Annotated in this window: 2 protein-coding genes and 1 pseudogene; all 3 read right to left on the bottom strand. The window is 75.8% G+C overall.

Going from position 1 to position 24,562, the window contains the following annotated elements:
- The coding region (locus tag ACIRNI_RS31590; RefSeq protein ID WP_403556772.1) for an SDR family NAD(P)-dependent oxidoreductase at window positions 1-8,559 on the bottom strand (8,559 nt) is incomplete at its 3' end.
- 47 nt (window positions 8,560-8,606) lie between these two features.
- Window positions 8,607-13,343: a type I polyketide synthase gene (locus ACIRNI_RS31585; protein ID WP_403556770.1), complete on the bottom strand. Its 4,737-nt coding sequence runs from the start codon at window positions 13,341-13,343 to the stop codon at window positions 8,607-8,609.
- Window positions 13,340-24,493: pseudogene (locus ACIRNI_RS31580) on the bottom strand (type I polyketide synthase); the annotation flags it as partial. The gene ACIRNI_RS31585 and the pseudogene ACIRNI_RS31580, both read right to left, overlap by 4 nt.
- Window positions 24,494-24,562: the final 69 nt, after the last annotated feature.

Here is a 24,562-nt window from a genome sequence, read left to right as displayed (position 1 = left end):
CAACCGCAACGGCTCCACCACATCAGGCGCCGCCACCAAACCCACGTTCTCCAACGCACCCCGCACCGACACCCCCACCCGCCACGCCCCCTCGGGAACCTGGAGAGTGCGGTCGGTGACGGGTGCCAGGCGCGCCGCGTACAACCGACCGCCGCGGACGGCGAGTTCCGGTTCGTCCGCGCCGGGCACGGCCGGAAGCGTGGCCCACGGGTCGGCGTCGACGTCCACGAGCAGCACGCGCCCGGGATTCTCCGACTGCACGCTGCGCAGCAGGCCTCGTACGGCGGCACCCGACACATCGGGCAGGTCGTCGCCCGGATCGGCCGCGACGGCTCCCCGGGTGAGCAGCACGAGGGTGGCGTCGGTGTCCGTGCGGGCCAGGAACTCCTGGACGGTGGCGAGTGCCGCGCACACCCGCGCCTCGGTGTCGTCCAGGCCGTCGGCCCCGTCGGCGGGCGCCGAGGTGACCAGCAGCAGGTCGGCCGAGGCAGACGTGATGTCGGCCGCCCGTACGCAGTCGGTCCCGAAAGCCGCGAGCGCGTCGGCCGCGCCGTACGGGTCGGGTCCCACGACGGCCCAGGTGGCCCGGGCGGGCGCCGGTTCGGGGAGCGGGACCCAGTCCACCCGGTGCACCGGCCGCGCCGCCGCGGCGCCCGCCGGTGCGTCCGCGGCGAGGGGCCGCAGCACGACGCGCCCAACGGAGAGGACGGTCCGGCCCCCGGGGTCGAGGGCCAGCAGTTCCACCGCGTCGTCACCGCGCGGCGAGAGCCGCACGCGGAGCGTGGTGGCGCCGGAGGCCGCCAGGGTGACCTGCGACCAGGAGAACGGCAGTCCGGGCGGCCCTGCCGGCCCGGCCGCGTCGACCGCCCGGACCGCGAGCGCGTGCAGCGCGGCGTCGAGCAGTGCCGGGTGCAGGCCGAAGCGGCCGGCGTCCGCGTGCGCCTGCTCCGGCAGGACGACCTCGGCCCAGAGGTCCTCGCCCGCGCGCCAGACGCCGCGCAGCCCCTGGAACACCGGACCGTACTCCAGCCCGGCACCGGCCAACGCCGGGTACAGCTCGTCCACCGTCACAGCGTGGCCGCCGTCCGGCGGCCAGGACGACACCGAGGCGACGACCGGGGCCGCGGCACGCAAGGTGCCGGAGGCGTGCCTGGTCCACGGCTGCCCGTACCAGCCGGTGCCGTCGGGGCGGCGCGCGTGGACGGTGAGCCGGCGCGCGCCGCCCTCGTCCGGAGCACCGACCAGGACCTGGAGCTGGACGGACTCCTCCTCCGTCAGCACCAGGGGAGTGTGCAGGACCAGCTCGTCCAGGACGTCGCAGCCCGCCTGGTCTCCCGCGCGCACCGCGAGATCGACGAACGCCGTGCCGGGCAGCACGATCCGTCCGTGCACCCGGTGCTGGGCGAGCCAGGGATGCGTGCGGACGGAGAGACGCCCGGCGAACACCAGGCCGCCGTCGTCGGCGAGTTCCACACCCGCGGCGAGGACGGGGTGCCCGGTCTCCCCCAGTCCGGTGGACACCATGTCACCGGGGCGCGCGGAGACCGACGGCCAATAGCGCTCGCGGGCGAAGGCATAGGTGGGCAGCTCGATCCGACGGCCCCCGGCCGGCGCGAGCAGGGTGACCCAGTCCACGGGCACCCCGTGCACGTGCAGGGCGGCGAGGGCGCGCAGCAGGGCGGCATCCTCGTCCTGGCCCGGGCGCAGGGTGGGAACGGCGGTCGCGTCCTCGACGACGTTCTGGACGAGGGCGGACAGGGTGGCGTCCGGCCCGAGTTCGAGGAAGGTCCGGGTGTCGGTGAGGGAGGCGATCGCCTCGGCGAACCGGACGGGTTCACGGATCTGCCCCACCCAGTACTCCGGGGTCGCCAGGTCCCCGGGCGCGGTGGTGACCACCGGGATGGTCGGAGCGTGGTACGTCAACGACTTCGCGACCGCCGCGAACTCGGCCAGCATCGGCTCCATCAGACGCGAGTGGAACGCATGCGAGACCGTGAGCCGCTTGACCCGTACGCCCTCGGAGCGCAGCCGCTCCTCCAGGACGGCTATCGCACCGACGTCACCCGAAACCGTCACCGAAGCAGGCCCGTTGACCGCCGCGAGGTCCACGCCCTCGGGCAACTCCAACTCGTCTTCGGCCGCTTCGACGGCCAGCATCGCACCGCCCGACGGCAACGCGTCCATCAACCGGCCGCGTGCCGAGACCAGAACACAGGCGTCTTCCAGGGACAGCACCCCGGCCACGTGCGCGGCAGCCAGCTCGCCGATCGAATGGCCCACCAGCACGTCCGGGGTTACGCCCCAGGACTCCACCAGCCGGAACAACGCCACCTCAACCGCGAACAGCGCAGGCTGCGTGTACGCGGTACGCGCCAGCAACTCCGCGTCCTCCCCGAACACCACCTCCCTGAGGGGTCGTTCGAGATCCACCCGCGCGCACACCGCGTCGAACGCGTCCGCGAACACCGGGAACGCCTCGTACAACTCACGCCCCATCCCGACCCGCTGCGCACCCTGACCCGAGAACAGGAACGCCAGGCGTGGTGCGTCGGGCATGGCCCGTCCGGCAACTGCGTTGCCGAGGTCCCGCAGTGCGGCCGTCGCGCTCTCGCCGTCGGCCGCGAGGACCACCGCCCGGTGCTCCAGCATGCCCCTGGTGGTCGCCAGCGAGTACGCGACGTCGGCGAGCGCCTGCCCGGCCAGGGCGTCGCTCAGCCGCTCCGCCTGTGCGGGCAGCGCGTCCGCCGTACGGGCGGAGAGCAGCAACGGCAGCAGCGGCGGCGCGCCTTCCGGCGGCGTTCCGTCCGCCGCTTCCGCCGCCTCCGACTCCGCCGGCTCCTCTGCCGGTGCCGCCTCCAATACGACGTGGACGTTGGTGCCGCTCACCCCGAAGGAGGAGACGCCGGCCCGGCGCGGCCGGCCCGTGTCCGGCCAGGGACGTGCCTCGGTCAGCAGCTCGACCGCGCCCGCCGACCAGTCGGCCTCGGGGGTCGGCGCGTCGACGTGCAGGGTCGCGGGCAGCGTGCCGTGCCGCATCGCCTGCACCATCTTGATGACCCCGGCGACGCCCGAAGCGGCCTGCGTGTGCCCGATGTTGGACTTCAGCGAGCCGAGCCACAGCGGTTCCGTGCGGTCCTGTCCGTAGGTGGCGAGCAGCGCCTTGGCCTCGATCGGGTCACCGAGCTTCGTGCCCGTACCGTGTGCCTCGACCGCGTCCACCTCCGACGGCCTGAGGTCGGCGTCGGCGAGCGCGCGGCGGATCACGCGGCGCTGCGCGGGTCCGCTGGGGGCGCTCAGGCCGTTGGACGCGCCGTCCTGGTTGACGGCCGAGCCGCGCACCACGGCCAGCACCTTGTGCCCGTTGCGCACGGCGTCGGAGAGCCGCTCCACCAGCAGCACGCCCACGCCCTCGCCCCAGCCCGTGCCGTCGGCCGCGGCGGCGAAGGACTTGCAGCGGCCGTCGGCGGCCAGGCCGAGCTGTCGGCTGAACTCCACGAAGGCGGTCGGCGTGGACATGATGGTGACGCCGCCGGCGAGGGCCATCGAGCATTCCCCGGCCCGCAGCGCCCGCACCGCCAGGTGGAGCGCCACCAGCGACGACGAACACGCGGTGTCCACCGTGAGGGTGGGCCCCTCGAAGCCGAAGCTGTAGGCCACCCGGCCGGAGAGCACGGCCGCGGCGTTGCCGGCGCCCTGGTGTCCCTCGCTGACCTCGGGGTCGCCGGCGAGCAGCACCGGGTAGTCCTGGCCGTTGGTGCCCGCGAACACCCCCGTGTCACTGCCGCGCAGCGCCTCGGGGTCGATGCCCGCCTGCTCGAACACCTCCCACGCGGTCTGGAGCATGAGCCGCTGCTGCGGGTCCATCGCCAGCGCCTCGCGCGGCGAGAGGCCGAAGAAGCGTGGGTCGAACTCGGCGACGTCGCGGAGGAATCCGCCCTCGCGGACGTACGAGGCGCCCGCGCCGCCCTCCGGGTCGTACAGCCGCTCGGTGTCCCAGCCCCGGTCGCCGGGGAACCCGGAGATGCCGTCGCGGCCCTCGGCGACCAGGCGCCACAGCGCGTCGGGCGAGCTGACGTCACCGGGGAAGCGGCAGGCCATGCCGACGATCGCGATGGGCTCGGCGGAGACCGCGGCCCTGGTCGCCGTGTCGGCGTCGTCGCCGTCGGTGCCCCGTACGAGGTCGTCGAGGTGGCCGGCCAGCGCGTCCGGGCTGGGGTGGTCGAAGACGACGGTCGAGGGCAGGGCGAGGCCGGTGGCCTCGGCCAGGCGGTCGCGCAGCTCGAGGGCGGTCAGGGAGTCGAACCCCAGGTCGGTGAAGGCTCGGCGGGGGCCGACGGCTTCGGTGTCGCGGTGGCCGAGTACGGCGGCGACGTGCCCGCGGACCAGCTCGGCCAGCTCGCGCCACCGCTCCTTGGGGGTGAGCGCGGCGAGACGGACCACCGTCGCGGAAGCCGAAGCCGCACCGGGGTTCCGCTCCGCCGCCGGTTCGGCCGCTCCGCCCCGCGGCGGGGCGACGGTGAGGCGGTCGAAGAGCCGCTGGGTCCGTACGGAGGTGATGGCCGGCACGAAGCGGGCCCAGTCCACGTCGGCCACGGCCACGCACACGTCCCCGCCGTCCACGGCCGTGCCCAGCGCTTCGAGTGCCTGCGCCGGGTCCATGGCACGCAGGCCGCGCCGCCGCAGGTAGTCGGCGGTGTCCGCGGCGCCCGCCATGCCGCTGCCGGCCCACGGTCCCCACGCCACCGAGGTGGCGGGCAGTCCGCGGGCGGCGCGCCGCAGGGCGATCGCGTCGAGGGCGGCGTTCGCCGCCGCGTAGGCTCCCTGGCCGCCGCTGCCCCAGACGCCGGCGACCGACGAGAACAGGACGAAGGCGTCGAGCTCCGCGGTCCGCAGCGCGTCGTCGAGGTGCAGGGCGCCGGTGACCTTGGCGGCCAGCACCTGGGCGATGTCCTCGTCCGTGACGTCGGCGAGCGTGCCGAACCCGCCGCTTCCGGCGGCGTGCACCACGGCGGTCGGCGGGTGCTCGGCCAGCAGGGCGTCGAGCGCGGCACGGTCGCCGATGTCGCAGGCGGCGACGGTGACCTCGGTCCCGGCCGCGGCGAGTTCGGCGGTCAGTTCGGCCATCCCCGGTGCTTCGGCGCCGCGCCGGCCGGCGAGCACCAGGTGCGGGGCGCCGCGGCCCGCGAGCCAGCGGGCGACGTGGGCGCCGAGTGCCCCGGTGCCGCCGGTGACGAGCACGGTGCCCCGTGGCCGCCAGGGCGTGGCGGGACGCGGGGGCGCCGACGCGAGTCGCCGGACGAGGACACCGCTCGCTCGTACGGCCACCTGGTCCTCGCCCCGGTGTGCGCCGGCGAGCATGGCGGCCATGCGGCGCGCGGCGTCCGCGTCGGCGTCGGCGTCGGCGTCGAGGTGTTCCGGCAGATCGAGTGTGCCGCCCCAGCGGCGCGGTCGCTCCAGCGCGGCCACCCGGCCCATCGCCCACAGCTGTGCCGCGCCCGGGTCGGCGGACTCGCCGTCGCCGGCGGCCACCGCGCCGCGGGTCAGCACCCAGACGGGGGCACCGTCCCCGCGCACCGCGCCGGGCAGCGCGGCCAGCCCCCGGGACAGCCCCGGATGGACAGGGTGCGGGCGCGGATCGTACGGAAGGATCAGACCGTCGGCGGACGGATCGGGTACGGCGCCGACGGTGACGGCCGCCCCGTGCGCGCGCAGTGCCTCGGCGCACCAGGTGACCAGCCGGCGGAATGCAGCGTCGGCCCCGGCCCCATCACCCGTGTCATCGACGTCGGCCAGGATCTGCCATGCCCCGCGCAGCGCGGGCGTCTCGGCCTCCGGCAGCGGCTCCCAGGTGTCGGCGTACCGCCAGCTCGCCGGTCCACCGGTCTCGGGGACGGGCGGCGTGGACCAGTAGTGCTCGCGCCGGAAGGCGTACGTCGGCAGATCGACGACCCGGCCGCCCCAGTCGGCCGTGATCGCGGGCCAGTCGAGCGCCGCCCCCGCGGCGTGTGCGGCGGCGATACCGCGCCACCACGCGGCGACCGGCTCGCGACCGGCACGCTGCAGGGCGACACATGCCACGTCCACGTCCACGCCCTCGTCCACGCCCACGTCCAGGCAGGAGCGGGTCGCGGCGGTGAGCACCCCGTCCGGGCCCACCTCCACGAAGCGGGTGACTCCCCTGTCCCGCAGGGTCCGTACGGCGTCGGCGAACCGGACGGGCTCACGGATCTGCCCGACCCAGTACCCCGGGGTGGCCATGTCCCCGGGAGCCGTGGCGACGACCGGAATCGTCGGGGCGTGGTACGTCAACGACTCCGCGACCGCCGCGAACTCGGCCAGCATCGGCTCCATCAGACGCGAGTGGAACGCGTGCGAGACGGCCAGCCGCTTCACCCGTACGCCCTGCGCTCGGAGCCGCTCCTCCAGCACCGCGATCGCGTTCGCGTCACCGGAAACCGTCACCGAAGCAGGCCCGTTGACGGCCGCGAGGTCCACGCCCTCGGGCAGCTCAAGCCCGTCCTCGGCCGCTTCGACGGCCAGCATCGCACCGCCCGGCGGCAGCGCGTCCATCAGCCGAGCCCGCGCGGCGACGAGCGTGCCCGCGTCCTCGAGCGACAGCACGCCGGCGCAGTGCGCGGCGGCCAGTTCGCCGACCGAGTGCCCGACCAGGTGACGCGGGGCCAGCCCCCAGGACTCGGCGAGCCGGAACAGCGCCACCTCCAGCGCGAACAGTGCGCGCTGGGTGGTGCCGGTCCGTTCCAGCGCCGGACCGTCGCCGTATACCCCGGCATCCAGCCCGACCGCACGGCATGCCGCCGCGAAGGCGTCCGCGAAGACCGGGAAGACGTCCAGTCCCTGTCCCATTCCGGCCCATTGGGAGCCCTGCCCCGAGAAGAGGAAGGCCGTCCGGCCCTCGCGCGCCGTGCCCGTGACGGCTTGGGGCGCGGTTCCGGAGGCGGCCAGCGTGCGCAGCCCGTCCAGCAGTTGACCGCGGTCGGCGCCGAGGACGACGGCACGGTGGTCCAGCGCGGAGCGGGTGGTGGCGAGTGAGACGGCGAGATCGGCGGCGGCGAGACCGGGCCGGGCGGCGACGTGGGCGTGCAGCCGCTCCGCCTGGGCGCGCAGCGAGCCCGCGTCGCGCCCGGAGAGCACCCAGGGCACGACGGACGGCGCGGTGCCCCGCGCCCGCCCCGGGCCGGTCTCCGCGTCCTCCTCGGCCGGCGCGCCTTCCAGGATGACGTGCGCGTTGGTGCCGCTCACGCCGAACGAGGAGACGCCCGCCCTCGGCGGCCGCCCGGTGTCGGGCCACGGCCGGTTCTCGGTGAGCAGTTCCACCGCACCCGCCGACCAGTCCACGTGCGGGCTGGGCGCGTCCACGTGCAGCGTGCGGGGCAGCAGGCCGTGCCGCATCGCCTGCACCATCTTGATGACCCCGGCCACGCCGGAAGCGGCCTGCGTGTGCCCGATGTTGGACTTCAGCGAGCCCAGCCACAGGGGCTCCGCGCGGTCGCGGTCCTTGCCGTACGTGGCCAGCAGTGCCTTGGCCTCGATCGGGTCGCCGAGGGTGGTGCCGGTGCCGTGGCCCTCCACGGCGTCCACCTCGGCGGCCGAGAGCCGGGCGGCCGCCAGCGCGTCCAGGACGACGCGGCGCTGGGCCGGGCCGTTGGGGGCGGTGAGGCCGTTGGAGGCACCGTCCGAGTTGATCGCCGAGCCGCGCAGCACGGCCAGCACCCGGTGGCCGGCGCGGCGCGCGTCGGAGAGCTTCTCCAACAGCACCATTCCGACGCCCTCGCTCCAGCCGGTGCCGTCCGCCGCCGCCGCGAACGCCTTGCAACGGCCGTCGCGGGCGAGCCCCCGCTGCCTGCTGAACTCGACGAACGCGGCCGGGGTCGCGATCACGGTCACCCCGCCCGCGAGCGCCATGGTGCACTCGCCCCTGCGCAGCGCCTGCATCGCCAGGTGGAGCGCCACCAGGGACGACGAGCACGCGGTGTCCACCGTGACCGCGGGCCCTTCCAGGGCGAGGGTGTAGGCGATCCGGCCGGACAGCACGCTGGTCGCCGTGCCGGTCAGCGCGTAGCCCGCCGCCTCCTCGGCGACGGGCACACCGGTGCCGTAGCCGGAGGACGCGGCCCCGACGTACACGCCGACCGGCGTGCCCCTGACTCCCTGGGGGGCGATCCCGGCCCGCTCGATCGCCTCCCAGGAGGCCTCCAGGACCAGGCGCTGCTGCGGGTCCATCGCCTGGGCCTCGCGCGGGGAGATGCCGAAGAAGTCCGCGTCGAAGCAGCCCGCGTCGTGGACGAAGCCGCCCTGGCGGGAGTAGGAGGTGCCTTCTCCGCGGGAGTCCGGGTCGTAGAGGGCGCCGAGGTCCCAGCCGCGGTCGGCGGGGAAGTCGCCGATCCCGTCGCCGCCCTCGGACACCAGGTCCCACAGCGCCTCGGGCGAGTCGACGCCGCCGGGGAGCCGGCAGGCCATCCCGACGATCGCGACCGGCTCGTGCGCGGCGACGGCCAGTTCGCGGTTGCGGGTCTTGAGCCGGTCGTTCTCCTTGACCAGCGTGCGCAGGGCTTCGACGTAGCGTCCGTCGGCGGGCGCGGTCATGGTCAGTACTCCCCGTCGTCGGCGGCGACGAGACGCAGCAGGGCCTCGCCGTCCAGTTCGTCCACCGGATGCGCGGTCGCTGTGTCCGCGTCGTCCGGTTCTTCCCCGGCCATGCGCAGCAGGGGTTCGAGCAGCCCGGCCTCCCGGAGCCGGGACAGCGGCACCCGGGCGAGCGCCGCGCGGATGCCCTGCTCGTGGTCGGCGGCGCCTGCGCCCGCCCCCTCCGTACCGGCCGTGTCCGTGCCGGAGTCCGGCGCCATGCCGCACTCCTCCAGGAGGTGGGCGGCGAGTTCGGCGGGCGTCGGGTAGTCGAAGACCACGGTGGCGGTCAGCGGCAGTCCGGTGGCGGCGTTGAGGCGGTTGCGCATCTCCACCGCGGTGAGCGAGTCGAAGCCGAGGTCCCGGAAAGCCCGGCCCGGTTCCACGTCGCCGCTGTGCCCGTGGCCGAGCACGAGCGCGGCCTGCGCCCGTACGAGATCCACGGCGGTGTCGAGCCTGTCGTACGGCGGGAGGGCCAGCAGCGTCTCCCGCAGGTCGCCGGCTTCCGCGGGCTTCTCGGTCCCGGCGGCGTCGTCACCGCCCGCCAGGCCGGCCAGCAGCGGGCTGGGCCGGACGGAGGCGAAGGCCCGGGCGAAGGCGGGCCAGTCGACGCCTGCCACGGTCACGGTGGGCGCGGTGTCCGCCACGGCGTCGGCGAGCGCGTGCAGCGCCACGTCCGGGTCCATGGCGAGGGCGCCCCGGCGCGCGAGTTCGTCCTCCGCTCCCCCGGCCATGCCCGCTCCGCGCCAGGCGCCCCAGGCGACGCAGGTCGCGGGCGCGCCCCGGGCGGCCCGGCGCAGCGCCAGCGCGTCGAGGCGGGCGTTGGCGGCGGCGTAGGCGGCCTGCCCGGCGCCGCCCCAGGTGGCGGCCACCGAGCCGAAGAGCACGAAGGCGTCGAGGTCGCCGCAGAGCGCGTCCAGGTGCTCGGCGCCGTCGGCCTTGCCCGCCCGCGCCGCCGTCAGGTCGTCCTCGGTCAGCTCCGGCAGCCCGCCCAGTCCTCCGACGCCCGCGGCGTGGACGACCGCGTGCGGCGGGTACGCGGCCAGCAGCGCGGCGACCGCCTCCCGGTCGGCGAGGTCGCAGGCGACCACCTCGGTCCGCGCCCCCAACTCCTCCAGCTCCGCGACGAGTTCGGCGGCGCCGGGCGCGGCGGGTCCGCGGCGGCCGGCCAGGACCAGGCGCTCGGCGCCGTTGCGCGCCGCCCACCGGGCGACGTGCGCTCCGAGCGCTCCGGTCCCGCCGGTGATCAGCACGGTGCCCCGGGGGCGCCAGGGTGCGGCGGTGACCGGGGGTGCGGGGGCCAGCCGCCGTACGAGCGGGGTGTCCCGGAGGGCGATCTGGTCCTCGCCCGTGACCCCCGTGAGAACGGCGGCCAGTGCGGTAGCCGGAAGTCCGGCCGGGGGCAGGTCGATCAGGCCACCCCACAACGACGGGTGTTCCAGCGCGGCCACCCGGCCCAGGGCCCACAGGGCGTGGCCGCCCGCACCGGGGGGCTCCTCGCCGGGGAGCGCGGCGGCGCCACGGGTGACGCACCACAGCCGCGTCCCGGTGCCGGCGAGCGCCTGGACGAGGGCGAGGCCGCCGGCCACAGCGGTCTCCTCGTCCAGGCCGAGCAGCGACAGCACGCCCGTCCAGGGCTGCTCGGCCTCGGCCACCTCCTGTAGGCCCGCCGCCGTGTCGGCCGGGTCGAGCAGCTTCACGTGCGGAGTACCGCCGCAGCGCCGGATCGCCTCGGCGCACTCGGCCGCGGTCTCCTCGTGCCCGGGGTGGGCCAGCACCAGCCAGCCACCCAGCAGGACCGGGTCGGCGGGGACGGCGATGGGGGACCACTCCTCGCGGTACCGCAGGTCCCGGGCGCGCGACCGGCCGTGCCAGCCCGCGAGCACCGGCAGCACATCACCGAGCCGCTCGCGGTGCTCGTCGCCGTCGACGCCGAGGAGCCCGGCGAGGGCTTCCGCGTCGCCGCGGCGGACGGTGGACCAGAACACGTCGTCGGCGACCGGGTCACCGTCCCCGCCCCACCCGGCGGGTGCGGGCAGCGGCCAGTACCTCTGGTGCTGGAAGGCGTACGTCGGCAGGTCCACGGCGCGCCCGCCGAGGCAACCGAAGACGGCACGCCAGTCGACGTCCGCTCCATGGGCGTGCGCCCCGGCCACGGCGGCGAACAGCGTCCGTACGCCGTCACTGCTCGCGCGCAGGGCGGGGAGGGCGGGCGCGTCCTCGACGATGTGCGGGACGAGGGCGGACAGGGTGGCGTCCGGGCCGAGCTCGAGGAAGACCCGCACATCAGCGAGCGAGAACACCGCGTCCGCGAACCGGACGGGCTCACGGATCTGACCCACCCAGTACTCCGGGGTCGCCAGGTCCCCCGGCGCCGTGGTGACCACCGGGACGGTCGGAGCGTGGTACGTCAACGACTTCGCGACCGCCGCGAACTCGGCCAGCATCGGCTCCATCAGACGCGAATGGAACGCATGCGAGACCGTGAGCCTCTTCACCCGTACGCCCTCGGAGCGCAGACACTCCTCCAGGACGGCTATCGCACCGACGTCACCCGAAACCGTCACCGAAGCAGGCCCGTTGACCGCCGCGAGATCCACGCCCTCGGGCAGCTCAAGCCCCTCCTCGGCCGCCTCCACGGCCAGCATCGCACCACCCGACGGCAGCCCGTCCATCAACCGACCACGCGCCGACACCAGAGCACACGCGTCGTCCAGCGAAAGCACCCCCGCGCAGTGCGCGGCCGCCAGCTCACCGATCGAATGCCCCACCAGCACATCCGGGACCACACCCCAGGACTCCACCAGCCGGAACAACGCCACCTCAACCGCGAACAACCCCGCCTGCGCATAAACGGTCCGGTCCAGTGCATCGCCATCTTCGAACACAACGTCACGCAACGGCCGCTCAAGCTCCACCCGCGCACACACCGCGTCGAACGCGTCCGCGAACACCGGGAACGCCTCGTACAGCCCACGCCCCATCCCCACCCGCTGCGCACCCTGACCCGAGAACAGGAACACCGTGTTCCCACCCCGCACCACCCCCGACACGACCCCCGCCGAGGACTCCCCCTCGGCCAGCGCACGCAACCCCGCCACCAACTCCTCACGGCCGCCACCCACGACAACCGCCCGATGCTCCAACGCCGCCCGCCCCGTCGCCAACGAGAAGGCCACATCAGCCGGATCCGCCTGCGCGGCCACCGGCAACAACCGGGCCGCCTGCCGACGCAGCGCGGCAGCCGAGCGGCCCGAGAGCAGGAAGGGCCGGGCCCCGGGCAGGGCGGGCAGCGGTTCCGCCGGTTCCTCCGGCGGCGCCGCCTCCAGTACGACGTGGGCGTTGGTGCCGCTGACGCCGAAGGAGGAGACACCGGCCCGGCGCGGCCGGCCCGTCTCCGGCCAGGGACGCGCCTCGGTCAGCAGCTCCACCGCGCCCGCCGACCAGTCCACCTGAGGGGTCGGCGCGTCGACGTGCAGCGTCACCGGGAGCACGCCCCGGCGGATCGCCTCCACCATCTTGATGACGCCGGCGACACCGGCGGCGGCCTGGGTGTGCCCGATGTTGGACTTCAACGAACCGAGCCACAGGGGCGTGTCCGGGTCCCGGCCCTGCCCGTACGTGGCGAGCAGCGCCTGCGCCTCGATCGGGTCGCCCAGTGTCGTGCCCGTACCGTGCGCCTCCACCGCGTCCACCTCGGACGTCTCCAGACCGGCGGCGGCGAGTGCGGCACGGATCACCCGCTGCTGCGCGGGACCGTTCGGCGCCGTCAGGCCGCTGGACGCACCGTCCTGGTTGACGGCCGAGCCGCGTACCACGGCCAGCACCTTGTGGCCGTTGCGCTGGGCGTCGGAGAGCCGTTCCACCAGCAGCACGCCCACGCCCTCGCCCCAGCCGGTGCCGTCGGCCGCGGCGGCGAAGGACTTGCAGCGGCCGTCGGCGGCACTGCCCTCCTCGAAGCCGAAGCCGGAGAACATCGTGGGCGCGGACATCACGGTCACCCCGCCGGCCAGGGCGAGGTCGCACTCGCCGGCGCGCAGTGCCTGCGCCGCCAGGTGCAGGGCGACGAGGGACGACGAGCACGCGGTGTCCACCGTGACCGCCGGGCCCTGCAGCCCGAAGGTGTAGGAGACGCGGCCGGAGAGGACGCTGCCGGCGTTGGCCGTGCCCAGGTAGCCCTCGAGCGCCGCGGGATCGATCACCGACGGGTAGTCGTGGTACATCACGCCCGCGAAGACGCCGGTCCGTCCGCCGCGCAGGGTGCGGATGTCGATGCCGGCCCGTTCGACCGCCTCCCACGAAGCCTCCAGGAGCAGCCGCTGCTGAGGGTCGGTGGCGGCGGCCTCCCGGGGGCTGATGCCGAACAGGGCGGCGTCGAAGTCCCCCGCGTCGTACACGAATCCGCCGCGCCGCGCGGAGGACGCCCCCGGCGTGCCCCAGCCCCGGTCGGCGGGCAGCGGGCCGAGCGCGTCCGTGCCGGACGCGACGAGCTCCCACAGGTCCTCCGGGGAGCGCACGCCGCCGGGGTACCGGCAGGCCATGCCGATCACCGCGATCGGTTCGGCCGCGCGCTCCTCCAGGTCGCGCACGCGGCGGTTGGCGTCGCGCAGCTCCGTGGTGGCGCGCTTGAGGTAGGCCAGCAGCTTCTCCTGCTGGTCCGGGTCCGTGTCGGCCATGATCTGCTGTCCGCGTCCTCTCACGACGTCTCGAACTCGTTGTCCAGCAGCGCGAAGACCTCTTCCGCCGAGGCGGCGTCCAGGTCCTTCGCCTGTTCGTCCCGAGCGTCCTGCCCGCCGCTCCACCGGCCGGCCAGCGCCCGCAGCCGGGCCGCCACCCGGGCCCGGTCGTCCTCGTCGGCCTCGATCCGTTCCAGTCCGGCTTCCAGGCGGGCGAGTTCGGCCAGCAGGCCGTCCACCGCGCGCCCCGGTTCGGGGGCCAGTTCGGTGCGGAGGTGGCGGGCGACGTCGGCGGCCGTCGGGTGGTCGAAGACCAGCGTGGCGGGCAGCCGCAGCCCGGTGGCGGCGGAGATCCTGTTGCGCAGCTCGACCCCGGTGAGGGAGTCCAGGCCCATCTCCAGGAAGCCCCGGTCGGCTTCCACGGCGCCCGGCGAGGCGAAGCCGAGGGCGGCGGCCAGCTGGCCGCGTACCAGGTCGAGCAGGATGCGCCGCTGTTCGGCCTCCGGGGCTCCGGCGAGCCGGGTCCGCAGCGCGGCCGAGTCGCCGGAGCCGGAGGAGGTCCGCTGCTCCTGGCGGGGCGCCAGCACGCGCAGCAGCGGGTGCACCGGGGTGCGTCCGCGCAGGGCCGCGGGCTGGAGCGCCACCGGCACCACCAGCGCCCTGCCGGCCGCGCAGCCCGCCGAGAAGGCGGCCATGCCGTCCTCCGTCGACAGGGTGCCCATGCCGGATCGCGCGACCCGGCGTACGTCGGCCTCGGTGAGCGTCCCGGTCAGTCCGGTGCGTTCGGCCCACGGCCCCCAGGCCAGCGATACGGCGGGCAGCCCGAGCCGGCGGCGGTGCGCGGCGAAGGCGTCGAGGAAGACGTTGGCCGCCGCGTAGTTGGCCTGTCCCGCGCCGCCCAGCACACCGGCGGCAGAGGAGAAGAGCGCGAACGCCGAGAGCTCGCGGTCCCGGGTGAGTTCGTGGAGGTTGACGGCGCCCCGCACCTTGGGGGCGAGCACGCGGGCGAGGCTCTCGTCCGTCATGCCGGTGAGCACACCGTCGTCCAGGACGGCGGCGGTGTGGACCACGGCGGTCAGCGGATGCGCGTCGGGGATCCCTTCGAGGGTGCGGGCCAGTGCCTCGCGGTCGGCGATGTCGCAGGCGGCCACGGTGGCGTCGGCGCCCAGCTCGGCCAGTTCGGCGACCAGTTCAGCCGCCCCGGGCGCGGCCGGCCCGCTCCGGCTGAGCAGCAGCAGGTGGCGTACGCCGTGGTGCCGGGCCAGGTGCAGAGCGAGGGCACGGCCGAGGGTGCCGGTGGCGCCGGTGACGAGGACCGTGCCGTCGGGCGTGTCGAGGCCGGTGGGCTCCGTCGCTTCGGGGACGGGCATCCGGGCCAGGCGGGGCGCGAGGATCCGGCCGTCCCGTACCGCGACCTCGGTCTCGCCCGCGCCCAGCGCGGCGGTGACGGCGGCGCGCAGCACGGCGGGGTCGGTGCCGGCTCCGGGCCCGGGGGCCGGGTCCAGGTCGACGAGGACGAACCGGCCCGGATGCTCTGCCTGGGCGGAGCGGATCAGGCCCCGTACGGGCGCGTTGACCAGGTCCGTGAGGTCGTCGTCGCCGGTGGCGACGGCGCCGCGGGTGACCACCGCCACGGGCTGTGCGGTGTGCTGTTCGTCGGCCAGCCGGTCGCGGACCAGGGCGAGGGCCCGGCTGACGGCCGCTTCGACCGCGGCGGCCGGGTCGGGCCCGGGGGCACCGTCGGTGAAGGAGGCGACGGCGTACCCGTCGTCGCCGGTCGCGGTGGCCGGGAGCGGCAGCTCGGTCGCCCACTCCACCTGGAACAGGGTGGTGGCCAGACCGCGGCGGGCGGCGGAGAGTTCGGTCCCCACCGGGCGGGCCACCAGGGCGCCCACGCCGCCGGCCGGTGCGCCGGTGTCGTCGTGGAGCGCGAGGCCGACGCCGTCGCCGGACTCGGTGAGCCGCACCCTGAGCACCCGGGAGGCGGTGGCGGGCAGGGACACCTCCCGCCACATGAAGGGGAGTTCGGCGGGTCGGTCGGCCCTGTCCCCGTCCTCTTCGCGCACGCCCCGCAGCAGCCCGATGCCGTGCAGGGCGGCGTCGAGGAGTGCCGGGTGGAGCGCGAAGCCGTCGGCGGGCACGCCTTCGGGGAGCCGCACCTCGGCGAAGAGTTCGCCGTCGCGGTGCCAGGCGCCGGTCAGTCCCCGGAAGGCGGGGCCGTAGCTGTAGCCGGCGTCGGCGATCGCCTCGTAGAAGCCGTCGAGCGCGAGCGGCTCGGCGCCCGGCGGGGGCCAGGCGGAGAGTGCGGCGGGCCGCGCGGTCGGCGCGGCGGGGGCCAGGGTGCCGCTGGCGTGCCGGACCCACGGGGCGTCCGGAAGGTCGGCGTCGCGTGCGTGGACGGACACCTCGCGGCGGCCTGCCTCGCCGGGGGCGCCGATCGTGAGCTGCACCGCGACGGAGTCGTGCTCGCCGAGCACCAGCGGTGCGCCCAGGGCCAGTTCCTCCAGCACCGGGCAGTCGGCCCGCGCGCCGGCGTGGAGGGCCATCTCGACGAACGCGGTGCCCGGCAGCAGGACGGTGCCGAGGACGGCGTGGTCGGCCAGCCAGGGGTGCGTGCGCAGCGAGAGCCGGCCGGTGTACACGGTGCTCGCGCCGTCGGCGAGCGTCAGCGCGGCGGTCAGCAGCGGGTGTCCCGTGCTGCCCAGGCCCGCCGCGCCGAGGTCGCCGGCGCCGGCGGGCGCGGACTCCAGCCAGTACCGCTCGCGCTGGAAGGGGTACGGCGGCAGGTCGACCATCCGTACGGGCAACCCGGCGAGCGGCGCGGTGAGGTCGGCGGCGGCGCCGTGCACGTGGAGTTCGGCGACGGACAGGAGGAAGCGCTCCATGCCGCCCTCGTCGCGGCGCAGTGTGCCGAGCACGGTGACCTCGCCCGGGTCGAGGTCGGGGATGTCGTCGAGGATCTCGCCGAGCGCGGGGGCGAGGACCGGGTGCGGGCCGATCTCCACCAGGAACCGGGCGCCTTGCTCCACCAGTCCGCGTACGCCCCGGTCCAGGTCGACGGGCGTGGCGAGGTTGCTCTGCCAGTAGGTGGCGTCGAGCCGCGTGCCGTCCATCCGTTCCCCGGTGACGGTGGAGTGGAACGGCACGGTGCCCGTGCGGGGTTCGAGGTCGGCGACGAGGCGTGCGAGCTCCTCGGCCATCGGCTCCACCTGGGCGCAGTGCGAGCTGAAGTCCACGCGGACCCGGCGGACCCGGACGCCGTCCTTCTCGCAGGCGTCGAGGAAGTCGTCGAGCGCCTGGCGTTCCCCGGCGACGACGGACGACGCGGGGCCGTTGATCCCGGCGAGGGAGAGGCGCTCGCCCCACGGTTCGAGGAGCTCGCGGGTCCGGTCGGGGGGCAGGGCCACGGATGCCATGCCGCCCAGGCCGGCCACCGGGAGGAGTACGGTGCCGCGCAGGGCGACGATCCGGGCAGCCTCCGCGCGGGTGAGCGCGCCGGAGGCGTAGGCGGCGGCGATCTCGCCCTGCGAGTGGCCGAGGACCATGTCGGGTTCGACGCCGTGTGCGCGCCAGAGGGCGACGAGTGCCGCCGTCACGGCGAACAGCACGGCCGGTGCCACGTCGACCCGGTCCAGCGGCGGGGCGCCCTCGGCTCCGCGCAGTACGTCGATCGGCGACCAGTCCACGTGGCGGGCGAGTTCCTCGGCGCACGCGTACAGCTCGGCGGCGAAGACCTCGGAGCTGTCCATCAGTTCGACCGCCATGCCGGCCCACTGGCCGCCCTGCCCGGGGAAGACGAAGGCGACCTTGCCGGGCCGTACGGCGCCGTGGACCAGATGCGGGTGGGCCTCGCCGCGGGCCAGGGCGGCCAGCGCGGCGCGACGGCCGGTGTCGTCGGCCGCGACGACGGCGGCACGGTGTTCGAGCAGGGCGCGGCCTGCGGTCAGCGAGTGGGCGAGGTCGGCGGGACGGGCGGCGGGGGCGGTGTCCAGGTGCTCCAGGAGCCGTCGGGCCTGGGCGCGCAGTGCCTCCGCGCCGCGGGCGGACAGGATCCAGGGCGCCACCACGCCGTCGGGTTCGGGGACGCCGCCGGCCACGGGGGCGTCCCCGGGCGCCGGGTCGCCGCCGGGCTCGGTGACGCGCTCCCGGTCCTGGCCGGCCGCGGGCTGCGGCACGTACTGCTCCAGCACCAGGTGGGCGTTGGTGCCGCTGCCGCCGAAGGAGGACACGGCGGCCCGCCGGGGGCGCCCGCCGGTGTCGGGCCAGGGGGTGGTCTGCGTCAGCAGTTCGACCGCGCCCGTGGACCACTCGACGTGCGGGGTCGGCTCGTCGATGTGCAGCGTCTTGGGCAGGATGCCCTCGCGCAGCGACATGACCGTCTTGATGACGCCTCCGACGCCTGCGGCGGACTGGGTGTGCCCGATGTTGGACTTCACCGAGCCCAGCCACAGCGGCCGGTCCTCGGCGCGGTTTCGGCCGTACGTCGCCAGGATCGACTGGGCCTCGATGGGGTCACCGAGGGTGGTTCCCGTGCCGTGCGCCTCCACGGTGTCGATGTCGGCGGCGTCCAGTCCGGCGTTGGCCAGCGCCTGGCGGATCACCTTCTGCTGGGCGCGACCGCTGGGCGCGGTCAGGCCGTTCGACGCGCCGTCCTGGTTGACGGCGGTGCCACGGATCAGCGCGAGGACGGGGTGCCCGTTGCGCAGCGCGTCCGAGAGGCGTTCCACCAGGATGACGCCGACCCCCTCGCCCCAGCCGGTGCCGTCGGCCGCGGCGGCGAACGGCTTGCACCGCCCGTCGGGTGCGAGGCCGCGCTGGCGGCTGAACTCGGTGAAGGAGGCGGGGGTGGCCAGGACGGCGGCGCCGCCCGCGACCGCCATGTCGCACTCGTTGTTCCGCAGTGCCTGGCAGGCGAGGTGGATGGCCACGGCGGAGGACGAGCAGGCCGTGTCGACGGTGGCGGCGGGTCCTTCGAGGCCGAAGGTGTAGGAGATGCGGCCGGAGGCGGCGGCGGTGCCGGTACCGGCGAGGAAGAAGCCCTCGGCCTCGCTGCCCGCCTGCTGGGCCCCGATGCCGTAGCCGACGAACGACGTGCCGACGAAGACGCCGGTCGCGCTGCCCCGCAGGGACGACGGGTCGATCGTGGCCCGTTCCATCGCCTCCCAGGTCGCCTCGAGCAGCAGTCGCTGCTGCGGGTCGGTGGCCACGGCCTCGCGGGGGCTGATGCCGAAGAGGCCCGCGTCGAAGTGGGAGGCGTCGCTGAGGAATCCGCCCTCCTTGACGTAGGAGGTGCCGGGGTGGTTGGGGTCGGGGTGGTAGAGGGCGTCCAGGTCCCAGCCGCGGTCCTGCGGGAAGGGCCCTACGGCGTCGACGCCGTCCAGCACCAGCCGCCACAGGTCCTCGGGCGAGTCGACGCCGCCGGCGTAGCGGCAGCTCATGCCGATCACGGCCAGCGGCTCGTCGTCGGTGGTGCCGGTGGCGCGGGCCGCGGTGTCCTCGGCCGCCGCCTGTTCGCCGAGCACCTCGGCGAGCAGGTGGGCGGCCAGGTCGGCGGGGGTGGGGTGGTCGAACACCAGGGTGGGCGGCAGTTTGCGGCCCGTGGCGGTCTGCAGGCGGTTGCGCACGTCGACGGCCATCAGCGAGTCGAAGCCCAGGTCGCGGAAGGCGCGGCCGGCGTCGAGCGCGGTGGAGTCGGCGTAGCCGAGCGCGGCGGCGGCGTGCCCGCGTACGAGGTCCAGCAGGTGCCGGGTCCGCTGCGGCCCGTTCAGCGCGAGCAGCGTGTCGCGCAGTGCGTCGACCTCGCCGGGCCCGTCGGCCTGGGCGGCGGGCGCCGCGAGCGCCGCCTCGGCCTCCGGGATGTCCATGATCAGCGGCCGGGCTCGGGCCGCCGTGTAGCCGGGCGTGAAGCGTGCCCAGTCGATGTCGGCGACGGTGAGGCAGGTCTCGTCGGCGTCCAGTGCCTGGTCGAGCGCCGCGAGGGCGAGGCGCGGCTCCATCGCGTGCAGCCCGCGCCGGCCGAGTTCGGCGGCGGCGTGCCCGTCGTCGGCCATGCCGCCCTCGGCCCAGCCGCCCCACGCGACGGCGGTGGCGGACAGGCCCCGGGCCCGCCGGTCCAGGGCCAGCGCGTCGAGCACGGCGTTGCCGGCCGCGTAGGCGGCCTGGCCCGCGCCGCCCCAGACTCCCGCGCCGGAAGAGAAGAGCACGAACGTGCCGACGTCGCCGGCCAGTTCGTCCAGGTGCCGGCCGCCTTCGGTCTTGGCGGCGGCGACCGCGGCGAACTCGGCCTCGTCGCAGTCGGCGAGCGCGGTCGCCTGCGGCACTCCGGCGGCGTGGATCACCGCGTCGGCGGGGTGCTCGGCGAGCAGCGCGGCGACCTGGTCCCGGTCGGTGACGTCGCAGGCGGCGACGACCGTCTCGACGCCCCGGGCGGTCAGCTCGGCGGCCAGGTCGCGGGCGCCGGGGGCGTCCGGGCCGCGGCGGCCGGTGAGGACGAGCTTGCGTGCGCCCCGGTCGGCCATGTGGTGCGCGAGGTGCCGTCCGATGCCTCCGGTACCACCGGTGATCAGCACGGTGGAGCCGGGCTGCCAGGACCTCACCGGCGTGCTCCGCGGTGCCCGGACCAGGCGGCGTACGAAGACCCCGGCGGGGCGGAGCGCCAGCTGGTCCTCCGTACCGGAGGCGTCGGACTCCGCGGTGCCTCCCGCGGGCTGCCGCGCGAGGAGCCGCAGCAGCCGGTTCAGGACCCGGTCGTCCGGCTGCTCGGGCAGGTCGACGAGACCGCCCCAGCAGTCGGGCCGCTCCAGTCCGGCCACCAGGCCCAGCCCCCAGGTGGCGGCCTGCGCGGTGTCCCGTACCGGGTCCACGCGGCCGACGGAGACGGCGCCGCTGGTGACCAGGAAGAGCGGGACCGGGGCCGGGCGGGCGGCCGCGGTGCGCAGCAGGGCGAGGTTCTGCGCGGCTCCGGTGCTGATGCCCGGGTGGTCGGGGTGCGGGCGGGAGTCGAGGGCGAGCAGCGAGATCACCCCGGACAGCGGCTGGTCCTCGGGCGGTCCGGCGGGTGCGGTCACCCGGGCCTCGGCGCCGGCCTGCTCCACCAGCGCGGCGAGCCGGCCGGCCAGTTGCTCCTGTGCCGGACCGGCGACGATCGCCCAGTTGCCGGTCAGCGCGGGCCGGGCGGGGCCGGTGAGGGGCAGCGGCTTCCACTCCACCCGGTAGCGCCAGCCGTCCACCGTGGACCGGTCGTGGGAACGCCGCCGCCACGCCGCGAGCGCGGGCAGGACGGGGGCGAGGGCGTCGGTGCCGAGGGACTCGGCGAGCGCCGCGGTGTCGCCGTCCTCCACGGCGGCCCAGAACCGGTTTTCCTCGGCCGTGCCGCTCCCGGTGGGGGCGGTCGTCTCCTCGGGGGCGGGCTCCCACCAGTAGCGGTCCCGCTGGAAGGGGTAGGTGGGCAGGTCCACGGCGGTGCCGCGGGACCCCCAGACGGGCTCGACGCCCCGGGTGAACGCCTCGGCGAGCGAGACGGAGAACCGTTCGAGCCCGCCCTCCTCGCGGCGCAGCGAGGTCAGCAGCACGGGGTCGGGCGCGCCGGCGTCCTCGGCGGTCTCCTGGACGGCCCCGCCGAGCGCCGGGTGGGGGCTGCACTCGACGAAGACGCCGAACTCGTCGGCGAGCAGGGCGCGGGTGGCCGGGGCGAACTGCACGGTCTGCCGCATGTTGCGGTACCAGTACTCCGCGTCCAGCGCCGTGGTGTCGAGCAGGCCGCCGGTGACCGTGGAGTAGAAGGGGATACGGGAGGCGCGCGGCCGTACGGGCGCCAGGACCTCGAGGGCCTCCTCGCGCAGCGGTTCGACGACGACCGAGTGCGCCGCGCCCCTGATGCGGAGCTTGCGGCAGCGGACGCCCTCGGCCTCCAGCGTGGCGAGGAACTCGTCCAGGGGTGCCTCGTCGCCGGCGACGGAGACGGACGACACCCCGTTGACGGCGGCGATGCTGAGTGCGCCGGCCCAGTGTTCCAGCCGTGCCTGGGCCTCCTGGGCGGGCAGGGATACGGAGGCGATCGCGCCCCGGCCGACCACCCGGGCGAGCAGGCGGCTGCGGTGGGTGACGATCCGGGCGGCGTCCTCCAGGGTGAGGGCTCCGGCGAGGTGGGCGGCGGCGATCTCGCCCTGCGAGTGGCCGACCACGGCCTCCGGTTCGACGCCGTGTTCGCGCCAGAGCCCGGCGAGCGCCACCATCATCGCGAACAGCACGGGCTGGATGACCTCGACCCGGCCGAGGTCGGCGGCCCCGGGCCGGCCGCGCAGCGTGTCCTCGACCGACCAGTCGAGGTGCTCCTCCAGCGCCTGGGCGCAGGTGCGCAGCGTGTGCCGGAAGGAGGCGGACTCCTCCAGCAGCCGGTCGGCCATGCCGGGCCACTGCGAGCCCTGGCCGGGCAGGACGAAGGCCACCCGGCCGGTCCGCGCCGCCGTCCCGGTCACCAGTCCCGGCGCGGGTGCGCCGTCGGCGAGGGCGGTCAACCGCTCGCGGTGGCCGGGGCCGAGGAGGACGGCGCGGTGCTCGAAGCGGGAGCGGGTGGCGGCCAAGGAGTGGGCCACGTCGCCCCCGGAGAGCGCGGGGTGGGTGTCGAGGTGGTCGGCGAGCCGCCGTGCCTGGGCGCGCAGGGCGTCGGGCGTACGCGCGGAGAGCAGCCAGGGCAGGTCGACCGGCGGCACCGGGTCGGTCCCCGGCGCGGAGTCGGGCACGTCCGGGGCCGGTGCCGGTACCGGGGCCGGTACAGGAAGGGCCTGCTCCAGGATGGTGTGGGCGTTGGTCCCGCTCATGCCGAACGACGAGACGGCCGCTCGGCGCGGACGGCCCGTGTCCGGCCACTCCAGCTTCCCCGTCAGGAGCCGGACGCCGCTGCCGTCCCAGTCCACGTGCCGGGTGGGCTCGGTGATGTGCAGGGAGCGCGGCAGCACGCCGTGGCGCAGGGCCATCACCATCTTGATGATCCCGGCGACGCCGGCGGCCGACTGGGTGTGACCGATGTTGGACTTCACCGACCCCAGCCAGAGCGGCTGTTCGTCGTCCCGTCCGCGCCCGTACGTGGCCATCAGGGCCTGGGCCTCTATGGGGTCGCCGAGTTCGGTCCCGGTGCCGTGCGCCTCGACCGCGTCCACGTCGGCGGTGTCCAGGCCCGCGTCGGCGAGCGCCGCCCGGATGACGCGCTGCTGGGCGGGTCCGTTGGGCGCGGTGAGGCCGTTGGACGCGCCGTCCTGGTTGACGGCGCTGCCGCGCACGACCGCCAGCACCTTGTGCCCGTTGCGGCGGGCGTCGGAGAGCCGTTCGACCAGGAGCATCCCGACGCCCTCGCCCCAGCCGGTGCCCTCGGCGTCGGACGAGAAGGCCTTGCAGCGGCCGCCGGGCGCGAGCGCGCCGCCCTGCGCGGCGTCGGCGAACATGCTGGGCGTCGTCATGACGGTGGCGCCGCCCGCCAGCGCCATCGTGCACTCGCCGCGGCGCAGCGCGCCGATGGCCAGGTGCAGCGCCACCAGCGACGACGAGCACGCGGTGTCCACGGTCACCGCCGGTCCTTCGAGCCCGAACGTATAGGCCAGCCGGCCGGAGATGACGCTCGTCGCGGTACCGGTGAGGATGTGCGGGCGGGAGCCCTCGGGCACGTCGAACCGGCCGATGCCGTAACCGGAGGTGGCCGTACCGATGTACACGCCGGTGGAACTGGCGCGCAGCTGCGCCGGATCGACGCCGGCCCGCTCGAAGGCCTCCCACGAGGTCTCCAGCAGCAGCCGCTGCTGCGGGTCCATGGCCAGCGCCTCGCGCGGGGAGATGCCGAAGAAGGCCGGGTCGAATCCGGCGGCCTCGTAGAGGAAGCCGCCCTCGAAGGTCCGCCGGTCGCCGGGCTCCTCGGTCTCGCCGTAGAGGGTGGCCGGGTCCCAACCCCGGTCGGTGGGGAAGTCGCCGATGGCGTCGGTCTCGTCGGCGACGATCCGCCACAGCGCCTCGGGGGTGTCGGCCCCGCCGGGGAAGCGGCAGGCCATACCGACGATCGCGATGGGGTCGTCGTCGGCCGTTCCGGGGGGCGGGGCGGGCGCGGCCGGCACCGGGGCGGCAGAGTCGCCGAGGATCTCCGTGACGAGATGGGTGGCGAGCGCCTCGGGGGTGGGGTGGTCGAACACCAGCGTGGCGGGCAGCCTGCGGTCGGCGGCCTGGCCGATCCGGTTGCGCAGCTCGACCGAGGTCAGCGAGTCGAAGCCGAGGTCCTTGAACGGGCGCGACGGGTCCACGGCGTCCGCCGAGGCGAAGCCGAGTACCGCCGCGACCTGGCCGCGGACGAGTTCGAGCGCGGTGCGGGCACGGTCCTCCGCGGGCAGTCGGCGCAGTCGCTCGGCGAACCCACCCGGGGTGGCGGAGCGGTCGGCGACCCGCCGGGCGGGGCGGGCCAGGCCGTGCAGCAGCGGGGGCAGGGCCACCGGGGAGGCGGTGAGCCGGGCGGTGTCCAGCCCGGCCGGGAGCAGCGCCGGGCCGGGCAGGGCCAGGGCGGTGTCCAGCAGGCCGAGGCCGCGTTCGGGGCTCAGCGGCGGGAACGCGGAGCGGCTGATGCGGGCGGCTTCGGACTCGGTGAGGGTGTCGGCCATGCCGCCGACGCCGGTCCAGGGGCCCCAGGCGAGGGAGAGGGCGGGCAGTCCGCGGGCGTGCCGGTGGTGGGCGAGCGCGTCCAGGTAGGCGTTGGCCGCCGCGTAGTTGGCCTGCCCGGGGCTGCCGAGGGTTCCGGATATGGAGGAGTACGTGACGAACGCGGCCAGGTCGGCTCCGGCGGTCGCCTCGTGCAGGACGGCAGCCGCGGTCTTGGGTGCGAGGACGGCCGCGAGCCGGTCCTCGGTGAGCGACTCGACGAGGCCGTCGTCGAGGACGCCGGCCGCGTGCACGACGGCGGTGAGCGGATGCTGCTCCGGGATGCCGGCCAGGAGGGTGGCGACCGCTGCGGGGTCGGAGACGTCGCAGGCCGCGACGGTGACGTCGGCGCCCAGGGAGCGCAGTTCGTCGGTCAGCGCCGCCGCGCCGTCGGCCTCCGCGCCGCGTCTCCCGGTCAGCAGCAGGTGGCGCGCACCGTGTTCGAGGACGAGGTGGCGGGCGGTGAGGGCGCCGAGTGCGCCGGTCCCTCCCGTGACCAGCACCGTGCCCGCCCGATCCCACCCCCGCGGCACCGACAACACGACCTTGCCCACATGACGCGCCTGACTCAC

Source organism: Streptomyces sp. NPDC093546, assembly GCF_044765045.1.
GTDB lineage: Bacteria > Actinomycetota > Actinomycetes > Streptomycetales > Streptomycetaceae > Streptomyces.
Note: the sequence above shows the minus strand (reverse complement) of the source record. Positions and strands in the feature narration are given on the sequence as shown.